Genomic DNA, 17559 nt, shown 5'->3' on the forward strand with positions numbered 1-17559 from the left:
AATCCAGTCACCATTATGCTGACTGATGCAGCCCGCCACCCGATGCGGGTTTTGTTGTTTTTATTGGTAATTGCCAGTGCCCTTGCGGTGATCTTAAGTGCGCACATGAATCGGCAGGTGATTATCGCTAGTGAACAGCTGATGCAAGAAAAAGATCGCCTCGATGTTGAATGGCGACATCTGCTACTAGAACAGGGTGCATTAACAGAACACAACCGCATAGAGAGTTTGGTTAAACGTGATTTAGACATGCGTCGCCCAGAGCCTTCTGACGAAGTGATTGTGAGGCTCAAATGACCGTTATCGTTAATACCAATAGCACAGTGAATGCCAAAGGGAATCGACCTAAACAGCGAGGAGCAAAGCAGAATAAGGCGCCAAATCTGATTAATTGGCGTTTCTTTGTGGTGCTCGGCAGTGTATTAGCTGTATTTGCAGTGTTAGCGATGCGCGCAGCCTATATTCAAGTTATTTCACCCGATGCCTTAATCGAGCAGGGTGATAATCGGACGCTGCGTACACGGAACTCCCTGGTACATCGCGGATTAATTATCGACCGTAATGGTGAAGAGCTTGCGGTGAGTGTCCCAGTTCGAGCGATTTGGGCTGATCCAAAAATCATTCATCAAGAGAACGCATTTAATCAGCAACGCCGCTGGCTAGCTTTGGCAGAAGTACTTGGCCAGGATATCAGTGAGTTGCTGGATAAGGTGGATGACCCCAAGCGTCGCTTTGTTTATCTACAGCGTCAAGTTTCTCCCGCCATGGCTGAGTATGTTGAGCAGCTCGATATTCCTGGTGTGGGATTGAGAAATGAATCACGGCGTTATTACCCTGCAGGTGAAGTCGCTGCGCATTTAATAGGCTTCACAGATGTGGATGATCGCGGTATCGAGGGGTTGGAACGTCTGTTTGATGATCATTTGACAGGAACGCCGTCGAGCCGAACCATCCGCCGCGATGCAAAAGGTCGACAGGTTGAAATTATTGAACAAACCAATGGTGAGCAAGCAAAAGATTTACAGTTGACCATTGACCAACGGATCCAGGCAATGGCGTACAAAGCCATCAAACAGGCCACCGAAACTTACGCGGCAGCGTCGGCATCGGCCATCGTGGTTGATGTTGCAACTGGTGACATTTTAGCCATGGTCAATAGTCCATCATTTAATCCCAATAATCGTCAAACCGTGGCGCCGCACCGGGTAAGAAATCGGGTTATTACCGATCCGGTTGAGCCGGGCTCTTCAGTTAAACCATTGGCAGTTTTAGCCGCGCTGGAATTTGGCATTGTGGAGCCCAATTCGACAATTGATACTTCGCCAGGTCGCATGCAGTTGGGTGGCAGCGTGGTCTCCGATCCGCGTAATTTGGGTAAGATTGATCTGACCACCGTGGTGCAAAAATCGAGCAATATGGGGACTTCTAAGCTGGCCCTAGCGGTACCTAAGGAGTTCTTGATTGATACTTATTACAACATGGGCTTGATGTCTGATACGGGTACCCTGCTTGCGGGTGAAAGTTCCGGTCTGTTTCATGAACGTAATCGTTGGTCAGAATTTGAACTGGCTACGTTGAGTTTTGGTTACGGTATTTCGGTTACACCGGCACAATTGGCACGAATGTACCTCACCATCGCTAATGGCGGGATCAAGAAAAACCTCAACATCATTCTCGGCGAGCAAAAGCCGTTAGCTTTTGAAGAAGAAGTGCGGGTAGTGTCAGAGCGCAACACAAAAGCACTTATTAGTATGATGGAAAGTGTGACTCAAGAGGGTGGCTCTGGGACTAAAGCCAGTGTTAATGGCTATCGAATTGCAGGCAAAACAGGAACTAGCCGCAAAGCGGTTGCCGGTGGCTACGGCGATGAATACGTCAATATCTTTGCCGGTTTAGCACCAGTATCAGACCCACAGTTAGTTACCGTAGTGTTGATTAATGAGCCCGGTGGTGATTTATACCATTCGGGTGATACCGCTGCTCCTGTGTTTTCGCAAATAATGGGGGGGGCGTTGCGTCTGTTAAATATTGCCCCCGATGCAACGGGTGGCAATGTTTCTAAGGTGCAATGGCTGGAGGCACAGAGCCATGGTCATTAGTCAATTTGTGCAAAGTATCGAACCCTTGTTAGCCAAGTTTGGTATTCATGCGCCAGATGTGCGGGTAGAGCGGTTAGTACTGGATAGTCGTGAGGTGTCGATTAAGACCGCTTTCTTGGCAGTTAAAGGGCATGAATTAGATGGTCGAGAGTTTATACCTCAAGCGATTAGTCTCGGGGCTCCTGCGATTATTTGTGAAGCCGATGACGCTGCTTCTCACGGTCGTTGCAGTATGCGGCAAAACTCTGTGATTGTTGAATTTTACAATCTAGCGCAAGAACTCTCGGCCCTTGCTGCAGCATTTTATGACTACCCAGCAACCAAGATGACCACCATTGCCGTAACGGGAACTAACGGAAAAACCTCGGTATCCCAGTTATTAAGTCAGTTACGTTCTGAGTTAGGCATGAAATGCGGCCTGATTGGAACACTGGGTTATGGGCTCTATCAGCATCCATTCAGAATGGATTCGCTAGTTGCGAGTCGAAATACCACACCAGATGCCTTGAATATGCATTACATCTTGGCCGAAATGGCGCAACAAGATGTGCATCAAGTTGCCTTTGAAGCTTCATCACATGCATTAGTACAAGGGCGGTTGAATCAAGTTAAAACCGATGTGGCAATATTTACTAATTTGACGCGGGACCATCTCGACTATCACGGCACCATGGAGGCTTATGCTGCGGCGAAGCGTCGCCTAATTGGCCAACCCGCGCTACGTCATGTTGTACTTAATGCCGATGATCCAGAAAGCCTGAATTGGGTCAAGAACACGCCGGAACACGTCAAAGTAACCTGGTATGGTGTGGATGTTGATCCGAAACAGTTTGTTAGTGAGCAGCAATATTGTTGTGCAAGAAACATCACCAGTACCGCGACTGGCACGCACTTTGAACTCTACAGCAGTTGGGGCAACAGTCCTATCCAATTACAACTCGTTGGGCGTTTTAATGTATACAACGCGCTCGCCGCTGCAGCCAGCGTTTTGGCCCTTGGCACTCGCTTTGCTGATGTCTTAGCGGGTTTACCTCGCCTGGCGCCGGTTCCTGGTCGGATGGAGTTATTTGCGCAAGCGGGCAAGCCCAGTTTAATCGTCGATTATGCGCATACTCCCGATGCGCTTGAACACGCACTGATAGCCGCAAAGGGCCATTGTGCAGGTCAACTATGGTGCGTATTTGGGTGTGGTGGTCAACGTGACACGGGTAAGCGTCCGCAGATGGGTAAGATTGCCAGTGAGCTGGCGGATCATATTGTGCTCACAGCCGACAATGCGCGCAACGAAGCCGTCACAGCAATTAGTCAAGATATTCGTGCTGGGATCACTAATGACTGTCCTGTTGCAGTGATTGACGATCGCAAAGCGGCGATTATTCATGCATTAGACGCCGCCAAACCTGACGACATTATTTTACTGGCTGGTAAAGGCCACGAAACCTATCAAGACATCAATGGTGAGCGCTTCACTTATGACGAACGCGCGTTTGCCAGACAAATTTTACAGGAGCACTCGCTATGATTGCGGTTTCACTTCAATGGATTGCTGAGCATATCAACGGTACTTTGCATGGAGCCGATATTACCGTGGATGCGGTAACCACCGATACTCGAGCTCTTAGCAACGGCGCCGTATTCTTAGCCTTGAGTGGGCAAAACTTTAATGGTCATGCTTTTGTTGCTGAAGCAGAGCGTAGAGGGGCTAGTGCACTCATTGTCAGCCAAGCAGTAAGCACAGGTTTACCTTATATATTGGTTGAAGATACGCATTTGGCACTTGGCCTGTTGGGCGCTGCGATAAAGCAAAAAGTCGCCCCTAAAACCGTGGCGATAACCGGCAGTAGTGGTAAAACCACCGTTAAAGAAATGACCTCGGCTATTTTGCAGCGCCGTGGCAGTGTGTTAGCTACCGCAGGTAACTTCAATAATGATATTGGCGTACCTTTAACTCTGCTTAGACTGGAAGCTCAGCATGACTATGCCGTATTAGAACTGGGCGCCAATCACCTCGGCGAAATTGCCTATACTGTAGACTTGGTTAAGCCGGATGTAGCGACCATCGTCAATGCAGCAGCCTCTCACTTGGAAGGGTTTGGTAGTCTATTTGGAGTGGCCAGAGCAAAAAGCGAAATTTTTAAAAGCCTTACGCAAGCAGGGACTGCAGTATTAAATGCCGATAGCCAGTTTATTGAATATTGGCAGGGTAAGTTAAAACGGCACAACGTACAAACCTTCAGCCAAGCCGGTGATCCAGAAAGTGATTTTCATGCTGTAGATATCACGCTTGGTTTAGATGGATGCGCTTCGTTTCACATGCTTACGCCGCAGGGTGCGACAGGTATCAACTTAGTTTTGCCAGGTGTGCATAATGTAGGCAACGCACTGGCCGCAGCGGCCCTGGCAATGAATGTTGGCGCAACACTTGAGGACGTGCGTGATGGCTTAGCCGGAATGCAGCAAGTGAGCGGCCGTTTAAATGTAAAACAATTATCCAATCAAATTCGCCTATTGGATGATACGTACAATGCTAATGTGGCCTCAGTGAAGGCGGGGATTGACTTACTTTCTAGTTATTCAGGTCGTCGTATATTGGTTTTAGGCGATATGGCAGAACTAGGCAATAAAGCCCGCGTTTATCATGAGGAAATTGGACAGTACGCATTAGACAATGGTATTGAGCAGGTCTACTCACTTGGGGTCTTGAGTCAGCATGCCAGCGCGGTATTGGGGACTAATGGCCAACACTTTACCGAACTGGATGCGTTGGTCGCGACGCTAAATGCTGACTTAGCCTCCGAACAACGCGACATTACAATACTCGTTAAAGGATCACGCAGTGCCAAAATGGAACGCGTGACTCAAGCCATTGAGGAATCGCCGTTGGGAAAGCGTGAACGCCGGCGGGAGAAAATCGCATGTTAATTTGGCTGTCTGATTGGCTCACACAATTTGAGCCAGGCTTTAATGTTTTTTCGTACCTGACCATGCGGGCGATTCTCAGTACGTTAACGGCTCTACTCATCGCAATTCTGATAGGGCCGGCGATGATCCGTTGGCTACAGCGCTTGCAAATCGGTCAAACCGTGCGTGACGATGGTCCACAAACGCATCTAGCCAAGGCCGGTACTCCAACGATGGGGGGGCTGTTGATCCTAGCCGCTATTTTGGTGAGTAGTCTACTGTGGGCGGATCTTACCAACCGTTACGTGTTAGCCACACTCGCCATCGTGGTTAGTTACGGGATCATTGGTTTCGTTGATGACTACCGCAAGGTTATCCGTAAAGATCCGAAAGGCTTGATTGCCCGGTGGAAGTATTTTTGGCAATCCGTGATAGCGATAGTGGTTGCGTATTACCTTTACAGCAGCGCAACATTAGATGCAGAAACGGCATTGTTGGTGCCATTTTTCAAAGAAGTTATGCCGCAACTCGGCGCTCTCTACCTTTTGATTGCCTACTTCGCGATAGTGGGTACTAGTAATGCTGTCAATTTAACTGACGGACTGGACGGATTAGCCATTGTACCCACTATTCTGGTGGCAGGAGCACTGGCCATTTTTGCTTATGTGACTGGTAATGTGAACTTCTCCGCCTATCTGAATATTCCCTATATCCCGTTAACCAGTGAACTTATGATTGTGTGCACGGCGATTGTCGGTGCCGGACTGGGTTTCTTATGGTTTAACACATACCCAGCACAAGTTTTTATGGGGGATGTTGGTTCTTTGGCACTTGGTGGCACGCTAGGAATTTTGGCTGTGTTAGTACGCCAAGAGATTGTCTTAATCATTATGGGGGGCGTTTTCGTTATTGAGACGCTGTCAGTGATCTTACAAGTTGGCTCGTTTAAATTGCGTGGACAACGAATTTTTCGTATGGCGCCAATTCATCATCACTATGAACTCAAAGGTTGGCCAGAGCCACGCGTTATCGTGCGTTTCTGGATTGTTTCATTGATTTTAGTGTTGGTTGGTTTAGCAACGCTCAAATTGCGTTAAAGGTAGAGATTAAGTGGCTTTTTTTGCTGGTAAACATATTGCGATCGTTGGGGCAGGCCTTACTGGGTTGTCCTGTGCGCGGTATTTGCGTCAGCAGGGAGCAATAATATCGCTATTGGATACTAGAGCGACACCATTAGTGCAGGTAACAGAAGCGGTTATCTGGGGAGATATACCTGAGCAGGCGTTGGCGAATTTTGATGCTGTAATAGTGAGCCCTGGCGTACCTTTTGATTTACCAGCGCTTGAGTATGCCAAGCAGGCGGGTGTTACTGTCGTTGGAGATATCGAATTATTTGCCTTGGCTAATACGCGTCCAGTCATTGGCATCACCGGTTCAAATGGAAAATCAACCGTCGTTTCTTTGCTCGGCCATATTTTTACTCAGGCTGGGGTCAATGCTGCGGTGATAGGTAACATTGGTACCCCTGTTCTCGATGCGTTACAAGATGAGCAGCATAAGACAGTGGATTGGTTTATCCTTGAACTCTCCAGTTTTCAGCTTGAGTCTACGCATTCGTTGCATTGTGAAATTGCGGCAGTGCTAAATGTTACCGAAGACCATCTAGATCGGCATCATACGATGGACGCCTATCGTAATGCGAAAATGCGCATTTACAATGGTGCAAACAAGTGTTTAGTTTTGCGTGATGACCCAATATTAGCAGCGCTTAAACACGATGCTCAACTCAGCTTTGGTTTATCGCCAGCGCCGGTAGGCATGGCATGGGATCCAGATAATCAAATTATTTACCACAATGGTGTAGCGGTCGTTGACTTTTCGCGCTGTCGCATCGCAGGAGAGCACAATGTTCTCAACATACAAGTTGCTTATTTAACGGCAGTCCTTGCAGGCATAGCGCCGCAGGTGGTGGTAGCCGCCATTGAAGATTTTCGTGGTATTGCTCATCGTTACGAACAAATCGGTGTGCATCAAGATGTGGTTTGGATTAATGATTCAAAAGCAACCAATCCAGGTGCGGCATTAGCGTCCATCGCTGCCGCCAAGAAGCAAACCCATAACAATTTAATTCTGATTATGGGCGGCGATGCTAAAGGCGCTGACTTAACAGTACTGGTATCAGAACTAAATTCGGTGCGTTATGTTATCGCGCTGGGGCGTGATGGTCGTAAACTGCAGGCGCTACAATCCAATAGTGTGTATGTCGACAGTATGCAACAAGCCGTGGCGGTGGCTCACAGTATTGCCCAGCCAGGAGATATTGTCTTATTGGCTCCCGCCTGTGCCAGTTTGGATATGTTTGAAAACTATCAACATCGTGGCGAATGCTTCCGGCAAGCGTTTGAGGAGTTAGCCGCATGATGTCATTTTCACCGGCGAAACTACCCTTAGCACAATTATTCGCACTTCAACACGGTGAAAGTGCTCCGCGTTATTACGACTTAACCATTGTCTTGGCGTCCATCGCATTGATGGCTATTGGCTTCGTTATTGTCACTTCAGCCTCAATGCCGATTGCCGCACGGTTATTCGATAACCCGTTTCATTTTGCTATTCGCCACACTATTTACTTAGGTTTGGCGATCGCGGCTGCCATTGTTGTATTACAGATACCGATGCAATTTTGGCGCGTGACCAACCCCTATTTGTTGTTAGCGGCAATTGGGCTGTTGGTGGCGGTATTGCTGATTGGGCGAAATGTCAATGGTAGTACGCGATGGTTAGTTTTCGGGCCAATTACCATTCAAGCGGCTGAACCAGCTAAGCTTTTCTTTTTCTGCTACCTCGCTGGTTATTTGGTGCGGCGCTATGAAGAAGTCACTGAAAACCTAAAGGGGTTTGTTAAGCCGCTGATTGTATTCTTTGTACTGGCTTTGTTACTACTGCTGCAACCGGATCTCGGTACTGTTGTCGTCATGTTGGTTACCACCATAGGCTTGCTTTTTCTTGCCGGGGCTCGTTTATGGCAATTTTTTGCTTTGGTATTCGTTGGGCTTTTAGCGGTTGTTGCATTGATCGTATTTGAAGAATACCGGATGCGGCGTATTACCTCTTTTTTAGACCCTTGGGCAGACCCTTTCGGCAGCGGTTACCAGTTAACGCAGTCATTAATGGCTTATGGGCGCGGAGATTGGTTTGGCCAGGGGTTGGGCAATAGTCTGCAAAAATTAGAGTTTCTGCCGGAAGCCCATACCGATTTTATTGTTGCGATTCTCGCAGAAGAATTGGGTTTTTTTGGGGTTATTAGCGTGCTGGCTCTGGTGCTTGTTTTGGTGATCAAAGCATTGGCAATTGGCAATAAGGCCATTGCGCAGAATCGACCATTTGATGGCTTTTTAGCTTATGCTATCGGTATTTGGTTTAGCTTCCAAACCGCCATTAATGTTGGCGCTAGTGCAGGCATTCTGCCCACCAAAGGATTAACCCTGCCGTTGGTCAGCTATGGAGGTTCGAGCCTAATAACTATGATGGTGGCTACGGCGATCCTTTTAAGGATTGACTTCGAGATGCGCGTCGATGGGGTGCAAGCGTTAGGTAACAACAAACCCAGAGGGAAAAGACGCATACCAGGCAGTGCGGAAAATAAGGAGGCCGATGATGAGTAGTTTGGCTTCTGGTGCAGCGAAAACCATTTTGATCATGGCGGGTGGAACTGGCGGGCATATTTTCCCCGGCATCGCAGTGGCTGAATACCTACGCGTCAATGGATGGCAGGTGCATTGGTTAGGTACACCCGATCATATGGAGGCTGAAATAGTGCCGAAATACGGCATTCCTATGCATTTTATCGAGGTCAGTGGATTGCGCGGCAAAGGACTGGGCGCAAAGCTTACCGCGATGTTTAAACTAATCAGGGCGATTGGCAGTGCATGGCGCCTGATCCGTCGGCTACAACCTGATGTTGTGCTCGGCATGGGAGGATACGCCAGTGGAGCTGGTGGTATTGCAGCGCGTTTAACCGGGATCCCGCTGTTAGTGCATGAGCAAAATGCTGTGCTCGGTATGACCAATCGCTGGCTAGCGAAAATAGCTGAGCGGGTTCTGTTAGGGTTCGCCAGTGCAGCGCGGACACTGCCACATTCAGTATTGACTGAAGTCACCGGAAACCCGGTGCGGGCAACTATTGGACAAGCGCCAGCAGCGCATGCCGCGCTGGAGAATCGCGCACTGCGGCTGTTGGTCATTGGCGGGAGTCTAGGTGCGCGCCCATTTAATCAAGAATTACCAGGGCTATTATCAGCACTGGACTCGATTGAAATACAGCACCAAACCGGAAAGGGTAACGCACGGGCGGTTGAGCAAGCGTACGCAGAGCAGCAGCCAAAAGCCTCAATTCAGGTTTGCGAGTTTATTGACGATATGGCCGCAGCTTATCAGTGGGCTGACTTGGTGATTTGTCGCGCAGGCGCAATAACTATCACCGAAATTTCACTATCAGGTATTGCTGCGATTTTCATTCCGCTACCCCATGCGGTTGATGATCATCAAACCGCGAATGCAAAGTCTTTAGTTGAACGGCGCGCTGGATATTTAATTAAGCAACAAGATATGCAAGTACAGTTACCGCAACTGTTGACTACCATCCAAGCGGATCCCAGTGAACTTGAGGAAATCCGCTTAAATGCTTTGGATTGTTCGATTGCGGATGCAACGTACAGGGTAGCGAAGGTTTGTGATGACGTGAGTAATAGTAAGCGCAGGAAAACCATTGGAGGGGCGGTCTTATGAATGACATGACTCCGTTTAAAAATCCACAAATGCGCCAGATCCAACACATCTTTTTTGTTGGTATTGGTGGTGCTGGGATGGGTGGCATCGCTGAAGTTTTGTTAAATGAAGGCTATCAGGTCAGCGGCTCGGATATTCAAACCAACGCCATGACAGAACGCTTAAGTCGTTTAGGGGCTACTGTTCACATTGGCCACTCATCGAGCAATGTAGCGAATGTCAATGTCGTGGTGGTGTCCAGCGCGATCAATTCGGCTAATCCCGAGATCAAAGCCGCACAGGAACAACGCATACCCATTATTCGTCGGGCTGAAATGTTAGCCGAGATCATGCGTTTCAGACATGGCATAGCGATCGCCGGCACGCATGGCAAAACCACTACCACCAGTTTAATTGCGACTATTTTCGCCGAGGCCGGGCTCGACCCTACCTATGTCATCGGCGGCTTGCTAAACGGTGCTGGAACTAACGCTAAACTGGGCACGAGTCGATTTTTGATCGCCGAAGCGGATGAATCGGATGCTTCCTTCTTACATTTGCAACCGATGATTTCAGTGGTCACCAACATTGAAGCTGACCACATGGATACTTACGAAGGGGATTTTGAGCGGATGCAGGATACGTTTATTCAGTTTCTGCATAATTTGCCTTTTTACGGCCGTGCCGTGGTATGTGGTGACGACCCAGTGATCCGAGCTTTACAGCCCCGAATTGGTCGTAACACATTGACTTATGGTTTATCTGAGCATAACGATGTGGTGGCCAAGCAGGTGCGTGCTGTGCCAGGCGGGATGCAGTTTGATGTATCGCGTGCTGGTTATGTAGATCTCGCAATCGAATTGAAGCTCTCTGGCCAACATAATGTACTGAATGCGCTCGCCGCAATCGCAGTCGCTCAAGATGAGGGTATAGCCGCGCAACATATTCAGGCCGCATTAAGCCACTTTGCAGGGATTGGACGCCGTTTTGAACAGTTGGGTGAATTCCCCATCGGCAGTGGCACGGTAACTTTGGTCGATGATTACGGTCACCATCCGACAGAAGTTAAAGCGACGTTGGCGGCAGCGCGAGATAATTGGCCACAAAAACGTATTGTGATGATCTTTCAGCCGCACCGGTATTCGCGCACCCGCGATCTCTACGAGGACTTTGTCGACGTGTTATCGACGGTGGATGTTTTGTTACTGCTCGACGTCTACGCGGCCAGTGAGCAACCGATTGAAGGCGCCGACAGTCGCGCATTATGTCGCTCCATCCGCATGCGGGGCCAAATCGAACCGATCTATGTGGGGGATACCAGCAAGCTACCTGAACTGTTAACCCATGTGTTGCAGCCCGGTGACCTACTGCTTACTCAAGGGGCCGGCAATGTTGGCGCACTGGCCAAAAATTTACAAGCGGCAGAGTTATCATTGTCTGAGTTGCAGCGGAGGTTGGCGCAATGAGTGCACTAATACAGAGGTATTCAGCACAAGATTTTGGCAAGGTTGCAGTGATGTATGGCGGGCAATCGGCTGAGCGTGAAGTGTCACTGAATTCAGGCGCCGCAGTGCTTGCCGCATTACGTGCTCAGGGTATTGATGCGCATCGCTTTGATCCGGCAGAACGCAGGTTAACGGACTTAGTCTCTGAACAGTTTGACCGCGTGATGATCATGTTACACGGTAGAGGTGGTGAAGATGGGTCATTACAGGGGGCTTTGGAGCAACTTAAAATACCTTACACAGGCAGCGGAGTCTTGGGTTCTGCACTGGCCATGGACAAGGTTCACACGAAACAAATATGGCAATGTTTGGGCTTACCTACGGCAAAATATAAAATTGCTGATAAAAGGCGCTTTGACGTTGGATCATGCGGCGCTATAATGCATGAGTTGGGGAACATCGTCATGGTCAAACCGGCTCGAGAAGGCTCGAGTATCGGGATGGCAAAAGTGACAAGCGCTAAACAACTAGAAACTGCCGTACAAGCAGCGTTCGACTATGATCGACACGTATTAATAGAGCAGTTCATTGATGGACCGGAGTACACCGTTGCCGTGTTAGGCAGTCAGGTATTGCCGTCCATTCGTATGTCTACCCCGCATGTTTTTTATGATTATTCTGCAAAATATCAGGATAACACCACGGAGTATTTTTGCCCCAGTGGTCTATCTGTCGAACGAGAGCAGCGGATTGCCGCGCTCTCGTTACAAGCCTTTGAAGCGCTGTCATGCAGTGGTTGGGGCCGGATTGATTTAATGCAGGATACGCACGGTGAATTCTTCCTATTGGAAGCTAATACTGTGCCCGGAATGACGGAAAAGAGCTTGGTACCTAAAGCGGCTGCTGCCGCGGGTATTGGCTTTCAACAATTGGTAGTTGAGATTTTAGCCACCAGCTTGGCGAGTGCAGCGGCATGAGTGGCAGTGAGCAGCGCACTACAACTTTTTGGGCTGGCGTCGTGTTTTTAGCGCTAGTCTTGATTGTTGGCGGGTTGACGGCGGCGAGTGTTTATCGTTGGTTAAATGACGCGCAAGCATTGCCGGTGCAACAAATCGTGTTTGAGGGTGAGCGCAAGCATATCGACGAGGGTCGTTTAGAGGCGTTGATCCGCAAACATCAGCCGGGCAGCTTTTTTGCTTTGGATGTTAACGATGTCTATGCATTGTTAGAAAAGCAGCCGTGGGTTTACCGTGCGTCGGTGCGCAAGCAATGGCCAAATCGTTTGACAGTATATATTGTCGAGCAACAGGCGGTTGCGCATTGGAACGATGATTTGTTGCTCAACCCGTATGGCGAGACTTTTGCTGGTGGTAAGGCGATTGCTGGATTACCGAGATTATATGGTCCCGGTGGTAGCGAAAAGACTGCATTGCAGGGTTTTAACGCAATGCAAACCATTTTGGCTGGTGCAGCACTACCCATTGATGAGTTGTTTTTAAGTGAACGATTTGCATGGCAATTAACCCTGCAAAATCGCATCAAATTAAATTTAGGTCGACAGGAGTTTATCGATCGATTACAGCGCTTTGTGGATGTGTTTCCTTTGATAAAACAGCAGCAAAGAGCCGTTGAGTATATTGATTTACGCTACGACACCGGACTAGCCGTTGGTTGGTCAGATGCCAGTAACATGAGTGAGAATGTATAAGTATGTCCAAAGTAGTGGATAGAAATCTAATCGTTGGTTTAGATATTGGTACTAGCCAAATCAAAGCAGTGGTCGGCGAGCTTTTGGACGACAACTCACTGAGCGTGGTTGGGGTTGGTACGCATTCGTCAAAAGGCATGGATAAGGCGGGCGTCAATGATTTGAATTTGGTTGTGCAATCAGTTCAGCGTGCAATCAATGAAATGGAACTCATGGCCGATTGCCGAGTTTCCTCAGTGTTTTTGGCTATTTCTGGACGCCATGTACAGTGTCAGAATGAAAATGGCATGGTGCCGATTAACAATCAAGAAGTGACCCAAGAAGACGTGGACAACGTGATCCATGCGGCACGCTCAGTTCCCATTGCGGCAGAGCGCCGTTTGTTGCACGTATTGCCACAGGAATTCACGATTGATGTACAAGAGGGTATCAAGAACCCGATTGGAATGTCAGGGGTGCGGATGGAAGCGAATGCGCACATTATCACCTGTGCGGATGACATGGCGAAGAACATAGTAAAGTCGGTTGAACGTTGTGACTTGCATGCCGATCAATTGATTTTTTCAGCACTGGCATCGAGCTATGCAGTGTTGACTGATGATGAACGCGAACTGGGTGTCTGTGTAGTCGATATTGGCGGCGGAACCATTGATATCGTAGTTTACACTGATGGTGCGATTCGGCATACCGCGGTAATCCCGGTTGCGGGTAATCAGATCACCAGCGATATTGCGAAGATTTTCCGTACACCGATCAGTAACGCGGAAGAAATCAAGGTTAATTATGCCTGCGCGCTGAAAGATATGGTCAGCATGGAAGATACGATTGAAGTGCCCAGCGTGGGTGGCCGTCCGGCACGTGCTATGTCACGGCATACGCTGGCAGAAGTCATTGAGCCGCGTTATCAGGAATTGTTTGAACTCATTTATGAAGAGATCCAAGCCTGTGGATTGGCGGAACAAATTGCTGCTGGTCTTGTCTTGACCGGAGGCACGGCGAAAATGGAAGGTGCCGTAGAGTTTGCTGAAGAAATTTTTCAGATGCCTGTGCGCGTGGGTAAACCCCTCGCTGTCAAGGGACTATCTGAGTATGTAGATGATGCGAGTTTCGCGACTGTGGTGGGATTGCTGCAGTACGGGAAGCTCCACATGGATAATAAGAAAACTAAGAAAAGTAAGTCTGGCGAGGGCATTTTTAGTCGTGTCCAAAGCTGGTTTAAGGGTGAATTTTAAGCGTTAAATCGTTTGGTGAACTTGCCTAAACTTGGACGGTTTAGTTGATTTACCAAGCACAATGAACGTACAAAACCGGAGAGTAAGTATGTTTGAATTAATGAATAGTCACGGCGAAGACGCAGTCATCAAAGTGATAGGAGTAGGTGGCGGTGGCGGCAACGCGATCGAACACATGGTTTCACAAAGTATCGAAGGCGTAGAATTCATCGCTGTTAATACTGATGCGCAAGTATTACGCAGTTCCTCTGCGGATGTGACGTTGCAAATTGGTACCAGCGTAACCAAGGGGCTTGGTGCTGGCGCCGATCCCAATATTGGCCGTGAAGCCGCATGTGAAGACCGTGAGACCATTCGTCAAAGCCTCGACGGCGCAGACATGGTATTTATTACTGCAGGTATGGGCGGTGGTACGGGTACCGGTGCAGCGCCTGAAGTGGCTAAAATCGCGCGTGAGATGGGTATTCTTACGGTTGCGGTGGTGACCAAGCCGTTTCCTTTTGAAGGTCGTAAGCGTAGTGATTTCGCCAACCAAGGCATTGAAGAATTATCCAAGCACGTGGATTCACTGATCACGATTCCGAACGAAAAGTTACTCAAAGTCATGGGGCCGCGTACGCCACTGTTACAAGCATTTAGTGCCGCAAATGATGTATTGCGTGGCGCGGTGCAAGGTATTGCTGAACTAATTACCCGTCCCGGACTCATAAACGTGGACTTCGCGGATGTGAAGACTGTTATGTCTGAAATGGGCACGGCAATGATGGGCAGTGGCAGAGCCAGCGGTGAAGACCGCGCTGAAGAGGCGGCGGAAGCGGCTATTGCCTGTCCGTTGCTGGAAGATATTGATTTGTCTGGCGCACGTGGAATTCTGGTCAATATAACCGCAGGACCTGATTTTGCGATTGATGAATTCGAAACCGTGGGGAATGCCGTAAAAGCGTTTGCGTCTGAAAACGCTACAGTGGTTGTGGGCACAGTGATCGACATGGAAATGACCGATGAATTACGCGTTACTGTAGTTGCAACAGGTATTGGTGCTGAGCGTAAACCGGATATTTCTCTGGTTAGCAGCGAAGGCTCACGACTTACCAGTTCAGCGAAGAACTTTACCCAGTCACGTGAGCACAGCTCGCATCAAGCGACTGACGGTAACCAAGCGTTGAAGACTGATGAGCTGGCGCAACCCAACAATGATTTGGAATATCTTGATATTCCGGCATTTTTGCGTAAGCAGGCGGACTAAGCAAAGTTAGCGTAATATAGCAAGCAAGTCCGACCTGTTTTTTGACAGTTTTGTGACGATGCTCTATAATTCGCGACCGATTTTTAGGTACATGTAGATATGATAAGTCAACGTACAATAAAACAAGCTGTTCAGGAGACTGGTATCGGTCTTCATAAAGGAGAAAAGGTCACTATGACTCTCCGGCCAGCGCCTGCCAACACAGGAATTGTGTTTAGGCGTGTTGACCTTGATCCGCACGTTGACATTCCCGCGCGTGCGAACGCTGTTGGTGACACCATGTTATGTACCTGCTTAAGTAACGCCGATGGCGTCAGCATCCATACTGTTGAGCACTTAGCTTCGGCGTTAGCCGGTTTAGGTATTGACAACATTATTGTTGAAGTCGATAGCCATGAGTTACCGATCATGGATGGCTCTGCCAGCCCATTTATTTTCTTGTTGCAATCGGCGGGGATTGAAGAGCTGAAAGCAGCCAAGAAATTTATTAAAGTCAACAAAACTATCCGTGTTGAAGAGGGCGATAAGTGGGCTGAGTTGCGCCCATTTAATGGCTTTAAAGTCGACTTTAAGATTGATTTTGATCATCCAGTTATTAGCCAGACCCGTCAGCATATGGTTATGGATTTTGACTCTGCATCATACGTCAATGAAGTCAGCCGTGCTCGAACCTTTGGTTTTATGCGTGATCTGGAATATATGAATGCGCACAACCTGGCCTTGGGCGGAAGCATGGAGAATGCTGTCGCACTTGACGAGTACCGCGTACTTAATCCTGAAGGTTTGCGCTACGATGATGAGTTCCTAAAGCATAAAATTTTGGATGCGATAGGTGATTTGTATTTATGTGGGCATAGCATCATTGGTGAACTGTGTGCGTATAAAACCGGGCATGGCCTCAATAACAAGTTGCTAAATGCCATGTTGGCAGATGCCAGTAGTTGGGAGTTTGTTTCCTATCATTCGGCTGATGAAGCGCCGATCAGCTTTACCCAGCCCGCCTTAGTTTAAATGAAAATGCCGCTCATAAGAGCGGCATTTTTTATTTTTTGTCTGCAGCATGTGTTCGGTTAATTGGCATTTAATACCCCTAATTACAAAAGGGGATTGTGCGATTTATTCAACGCGGTAGAATACGCCAGCGAAAAGGCGATAAAGAACACTATGAAACTCACGGTATTAATACGCAGCAAACGAATTCGATTCGTACGACATATTAAAGCACGGACGCTTGTCAGCGTAACCGTGTTGTTGAGTTTGATTGTCCTTGTCTCCAGTCGTCCGACCGAAAATATCAACGAGTACCTTACCCGCATTCACGTGGTTAAAACAGGTCTTGAGGTTGAGCAGCAGCGAGTTGCCCAGTTATATCAACAGACCCAAGGTGAACTTGCCGTTGTTAAGCGCCAGTTGGCAGAAACCCAAGCCAAGCTGCGCGAGATGAGTTTGCGCAGTGATGTAATCGCGCAGCGCGGTGGTATCGATATCAAGCAAGCTGAGCTAGCGGCGGAAGATAGTAATTCACTCAACTTAATCAGGCCGCAAGAAGAGCCTTCCACGTTGCTGGATGCCATCGCTGCGGTCAATGTGGATATGGAGTTTCAACTAAAACAGCTTGAGGCACTTGAAAGTGTGTTGTTAGGGCACCATATCCAAACGATTAGTGAGGTTGCAGGACGACCGGTAACATCCGGTTGGTTGTCATCTTATTATGGCATGCGGGAGGACCCGTTTTCGGGAGAGCCTGCCATGCATAAAGGGTTGGATTTTGCTGGCAATCAAGGAGACCCAGTCATCGCAACGGCTGCTGGTCTGGTCACTTGGGCTGGTGAGCGTTATGGATATGGCAATCTCGTTGAGATAGATCATGGCAATGGGCTGGTCTCGAGGTATGGACATAATGCAAAAATTAACGTCGTTATGGGTGACGTTGTGACGAAGGGACAACAGATTGCCGTTATGGGTAGTACCGGTCGTTCCACGGGAGCCCATGTACATTATGAAGTATTGCGTGAAGGACAACAGATAGACCCACTGCCGTTTGTTTACTAAACGCAGCAGTGAAGGCACCTGAGGTTTGATACGGTCAAGCCCCCCTCGCAGAGCAAGTAAAGGCCTACGCTGAATAGACTCGCGCAGATAAGTAACTTTTTATAAGAAA

15 protein-coding genes are annotated in these 17559 nt (G+C 48.5%); all 15 read left to right on the top strand.

Annotated features, from left to right (window positions below; translation table 11 throughout):
• Window positions 1-15: 15 nt before the first annotated feature.
• The 15 genes from ftsL (at window position 16) to AC121Z_RS03670 (ending at window position 17450) form a co-directional block, all read left to right on the top strand.
• A complete protein-coding gene (gene ftsL / locus AC121Z_RS03600) occupies window positions 16-297 on the top strand; it encodes a cell division protein FtsL (protein WP_498128137.1) in 282 nt (93 codons plus the stop codon).
• Entirely contained in the window at window positions 294-2099 is a 1806-nt protein-coding gene (locus AC121Z_RS03605) for a peptidoglycan D,D-transpeptidase FtsI family protein (protein WP_498126746.1), read from the top strand. The genes ftsL and AC121Z_RS03605 overlap by 4 nt, the downstream gene beginning before the upstream one ends.
• On the top strand, window positions 2089-3621 hold the full coding sequence (locus AC121Z_RS03610; RefSeq protein WP_498126748.1) for a UDP-N-acetylmuramoyl-L-alanyl-D-glutamate--2,6-diaminopimelate ligase: 1533 nt from the start codon (window positions 2089-2091) through the stop codon (window positions 3619-3621). The genes AC121Z_RS03605 and AC121Z_RS03610 overlap by 11 nt, the downstream gene beginning before the upstream one ends.
• Complete coding sequence (locus AC121Z_RS03615; protein WP_498126749.1) at window positions 3618-5021, top strand: UDP-N-acetylmuramoyl-tripeptide--D-alanyl-D-alanine ligase; 1404 nt, start codon at window positions 3618-3620, stop codon at window positions 5019-5021. Before AC121Z_RS03610 ends, AC121Z_RS03615 begins: the two co-directional genes overlap by 4 nt.
• Window positions 5015-6097, top strand: a complete 1083-nt coding sequence (gene mraY, locus AC121Z_RS03620) for a phospho-N-acetylmuramoyl-pentapeptide-transferase (protein WP_498126751.1) — start codon at window positions 5015-5017, stop codon at window positions 6095-6097. The genes AC121Z_RS03615 and mraY overlap by 7 nt, the downstream gene beginning before the upstream one ends.
• Before the next feature lie 13 nt (window positions 6098-6110).
• Window positions 6111-7421: a UDP-N-acetylmuramoyl-L-alanine--D-glutamate ligase gene (gene murD, locus AC121Z_RS03625; protein WP_498126752.1), complete on the top strand. Its 1311-nt coding sequence runs from the start codon at window positions 6111-6113 to the stop codon at window positions 7419-7421.
• A complete protein-coding gene (gene ftsW, locus AC121Z_RS03630; protein ID WP_498128139.1) occupies window positions 7421-8665 on the top strand; it encodes a cell division protein FtsW in 1245 nt (414 codons plus the stop codon). The genes murD and ftsW overlap by 1 nt, the downstream gene beginning before the upstream one ends.
• Window positions 8655-9788 (top strand): undecaprenyldiphospho-muramoylpentapeptide beta-N-acetylglucosaminyltransferase, encoded by a 1134-nt coding sequence (gene murG, locus AC121Z_RS03635; protein ID WP_498126753.1) that lies wholly within the window; start codon window positions 8655-8657, stop codon window positions 9786-9788. The genes ftsW and murG overlap by 11 nt, the downstream gene beginning before the upstream one ends.
• A complete protein-coding gene (gene murC, locus AC121Z_RS03640) occupies window positions 9785-11233 on the top strand; it encodes a UDP-N-acetylmuramate--L-alanine ligase (protein ID WP_498126754.1) in 1449 nt (482 codons plus the stop codon). Before murG ends, murC begins: the two co-directional genes overlap by 4 nt.
• Window positions 11230-12189, top strand: coding sequence for a D-alanine--D-alanine ligase (locus tag AC121Z_RS03645; protein ID WP_498126755.1), 960 nt, complete (start codon window positions 11230-11232; stop codon window positions 12187-12189). Before murC ends, AC121Z_RS03645 begins: the two co-directional genes overlap by 4 nt.
• On the top strand, window positions 12186-12920 hold the full coding sequence (locus AC121Z_RS03650) for a cell division protein FtsQ/DivIB (protein ID WP_498126757.1): 735 nt from the start codon (window positions 12186-12188) through the stop codon (window positions 12918-12920). Before AC121Z_RS03645 ends, AC121Z_RS03650 begins: the two co-directional genes overlap by 4 nt.
• 2 nt (window positions 12921-12922) lie before the next feature.
• Window positions 12923-14152: a cell division protein FtsA gene (ftsA, locus tag AC121Z_RS03655; protein ID WP_498126758.1), complete on the top strand. Its 1230-nt coding sequence runs from the start codon at window positions 12923-12925 to the stop codon at window positions 14150-14152.
• 88 nt (window positions 14153-14240) lie between these two features.
• Window positions 14241-15398 carry a cell division protein FtsZ gene (ftsZ, locus tag AC121Z_RS03660; protein WP_498126760.1) on the top strand — a complete coding sequence of 386 codons (1158 nt, stop codon included), beginning with the start codon at window positions 14241-14243 and terminating at the stop codon, window positions 15396-15398.
• 99 nt (window positions 15399-15497) lie between these two features.
• Entirely contained in the window at window positions 15498-16409 is a 912-nt protein-coding gene (gene lpxC / locus AC121Z_RS03665) for a UDP-3-O-acyl-N-acetylglucosamine deacetylase (protein WP_498126762.1), read from the top strand.
• 153 nt (window positions 16410-16562) lie between these two features.
• Complete coding sequence (locus AC121Z_RS03670) at window positions 16563-17450, top strand: M23 family metallopeptidase (protein ID WP_498126764.1); 888 nt, start codon at window positions 16563-16565, stop codon at window positions 17448-17450.
• Window positions 17451-17559: the final 109 nt, after the last annotated feature.

The organism is Alteromonas sp. DYW1, from assembly GCF_059752595.1.

Excerpts from the sequence above, each read along its gene's own strand:
- ftsL (WP_498128137.1), top strand. The coding sequence starts at position 16 with ATGCTGACTGATGCAGCCCGCCACCCGATGCGGGTTTTGTTGTTTTTA.
- murC (WP_498126754.1), top strand. The coding sequence starts at position 9,785 with ATGAATGACATGACTCCGTTTAAAAATCCACAAATGCGCCAGATCCAA.
- mraY (WP_498126751.1), top strand. The coding sequence starts at position 5,015 with ATGTTAATTTGGCTGTCTGATTGGCTCACACAATTTGAGCCAGGCTTT.
- ftsZ (WP_498126760.1), top strand. The coding sequence starts at position 14,241 with ATGTTTGAATTAATGAATAGTCACGGCGAAGACGCAGTCATCAAAGTG.
- ftsA (WP_498126758.1), top strand. The coding sequence starts at position 12,923 with ATGTCCAAAGTAGTGGATAGAAATCTAATCGTTGGTTTAGATATTGGT.
- AC121Z_RS03650 (WP_498126757.1), top strand. The coding sequence starts at position 12,186 with ATGAGTGGCAGTGAGCAGCGCACTACAACTTTTTGGGCTGGCGTCGTG.
- ftsW (WP_498128139.1), top strand. The coding sequence starts at position 7,421 with ATGTCATTTTCACCGGCGAAACTACCCTTAGCACAATTATTCGCACTT.
- AC121Z_RS03605 (WP_498126746.1), top strand. The coding sequence starts at position 294 with ATGACCGTTATCGTTAATACCAATAGCACAGTGAATGCCAAAGGGAAT.
- lpxC (WP_498126762.1), top strand. The coding sequence starts at position 15,498 with ATGATAAGTCAACGTACAATAAAACAAGCTGTTCAGGAGACTGGTATC.
- murG (WP_498126753.1), top strand. The coding sequence starts at position 8,655 with ATGATGAGTAGTTTGGCTTCTGGTGCAGCGAAAACCATTTTGATCATG.
- AC121Z_RS03645 (WP_498126755.1), top strand. The coding sequence starts at position 11,230 with ATGAGTGCACTAATACAGAGGTATTCAGCACAAGATTTTGGCAAGGTT.
- AC121Z_RS03670 (WP_498126764.1), top strand. The coding sequence starts at position 16,563 with ATGAAACTCACGGTATTAATACGCAGCAAACGAATTCGATTCGTACGA.
- AC121Z_RS03615 (WP_498126749.1), top strand. The coding sequence starts at position 3,618 with ATGATTGCGGTTTCACTTCAATGGATTGCTGAGCATATCAACGGTACT.
- AC121Z_RS03610 (WP_498126748.1), top strand. The coding sequence starts at position 2,089 with ATGGTCATTAGTCAATTTGTGCAAAGTATCGAACCCTTGTTAGCCAAG.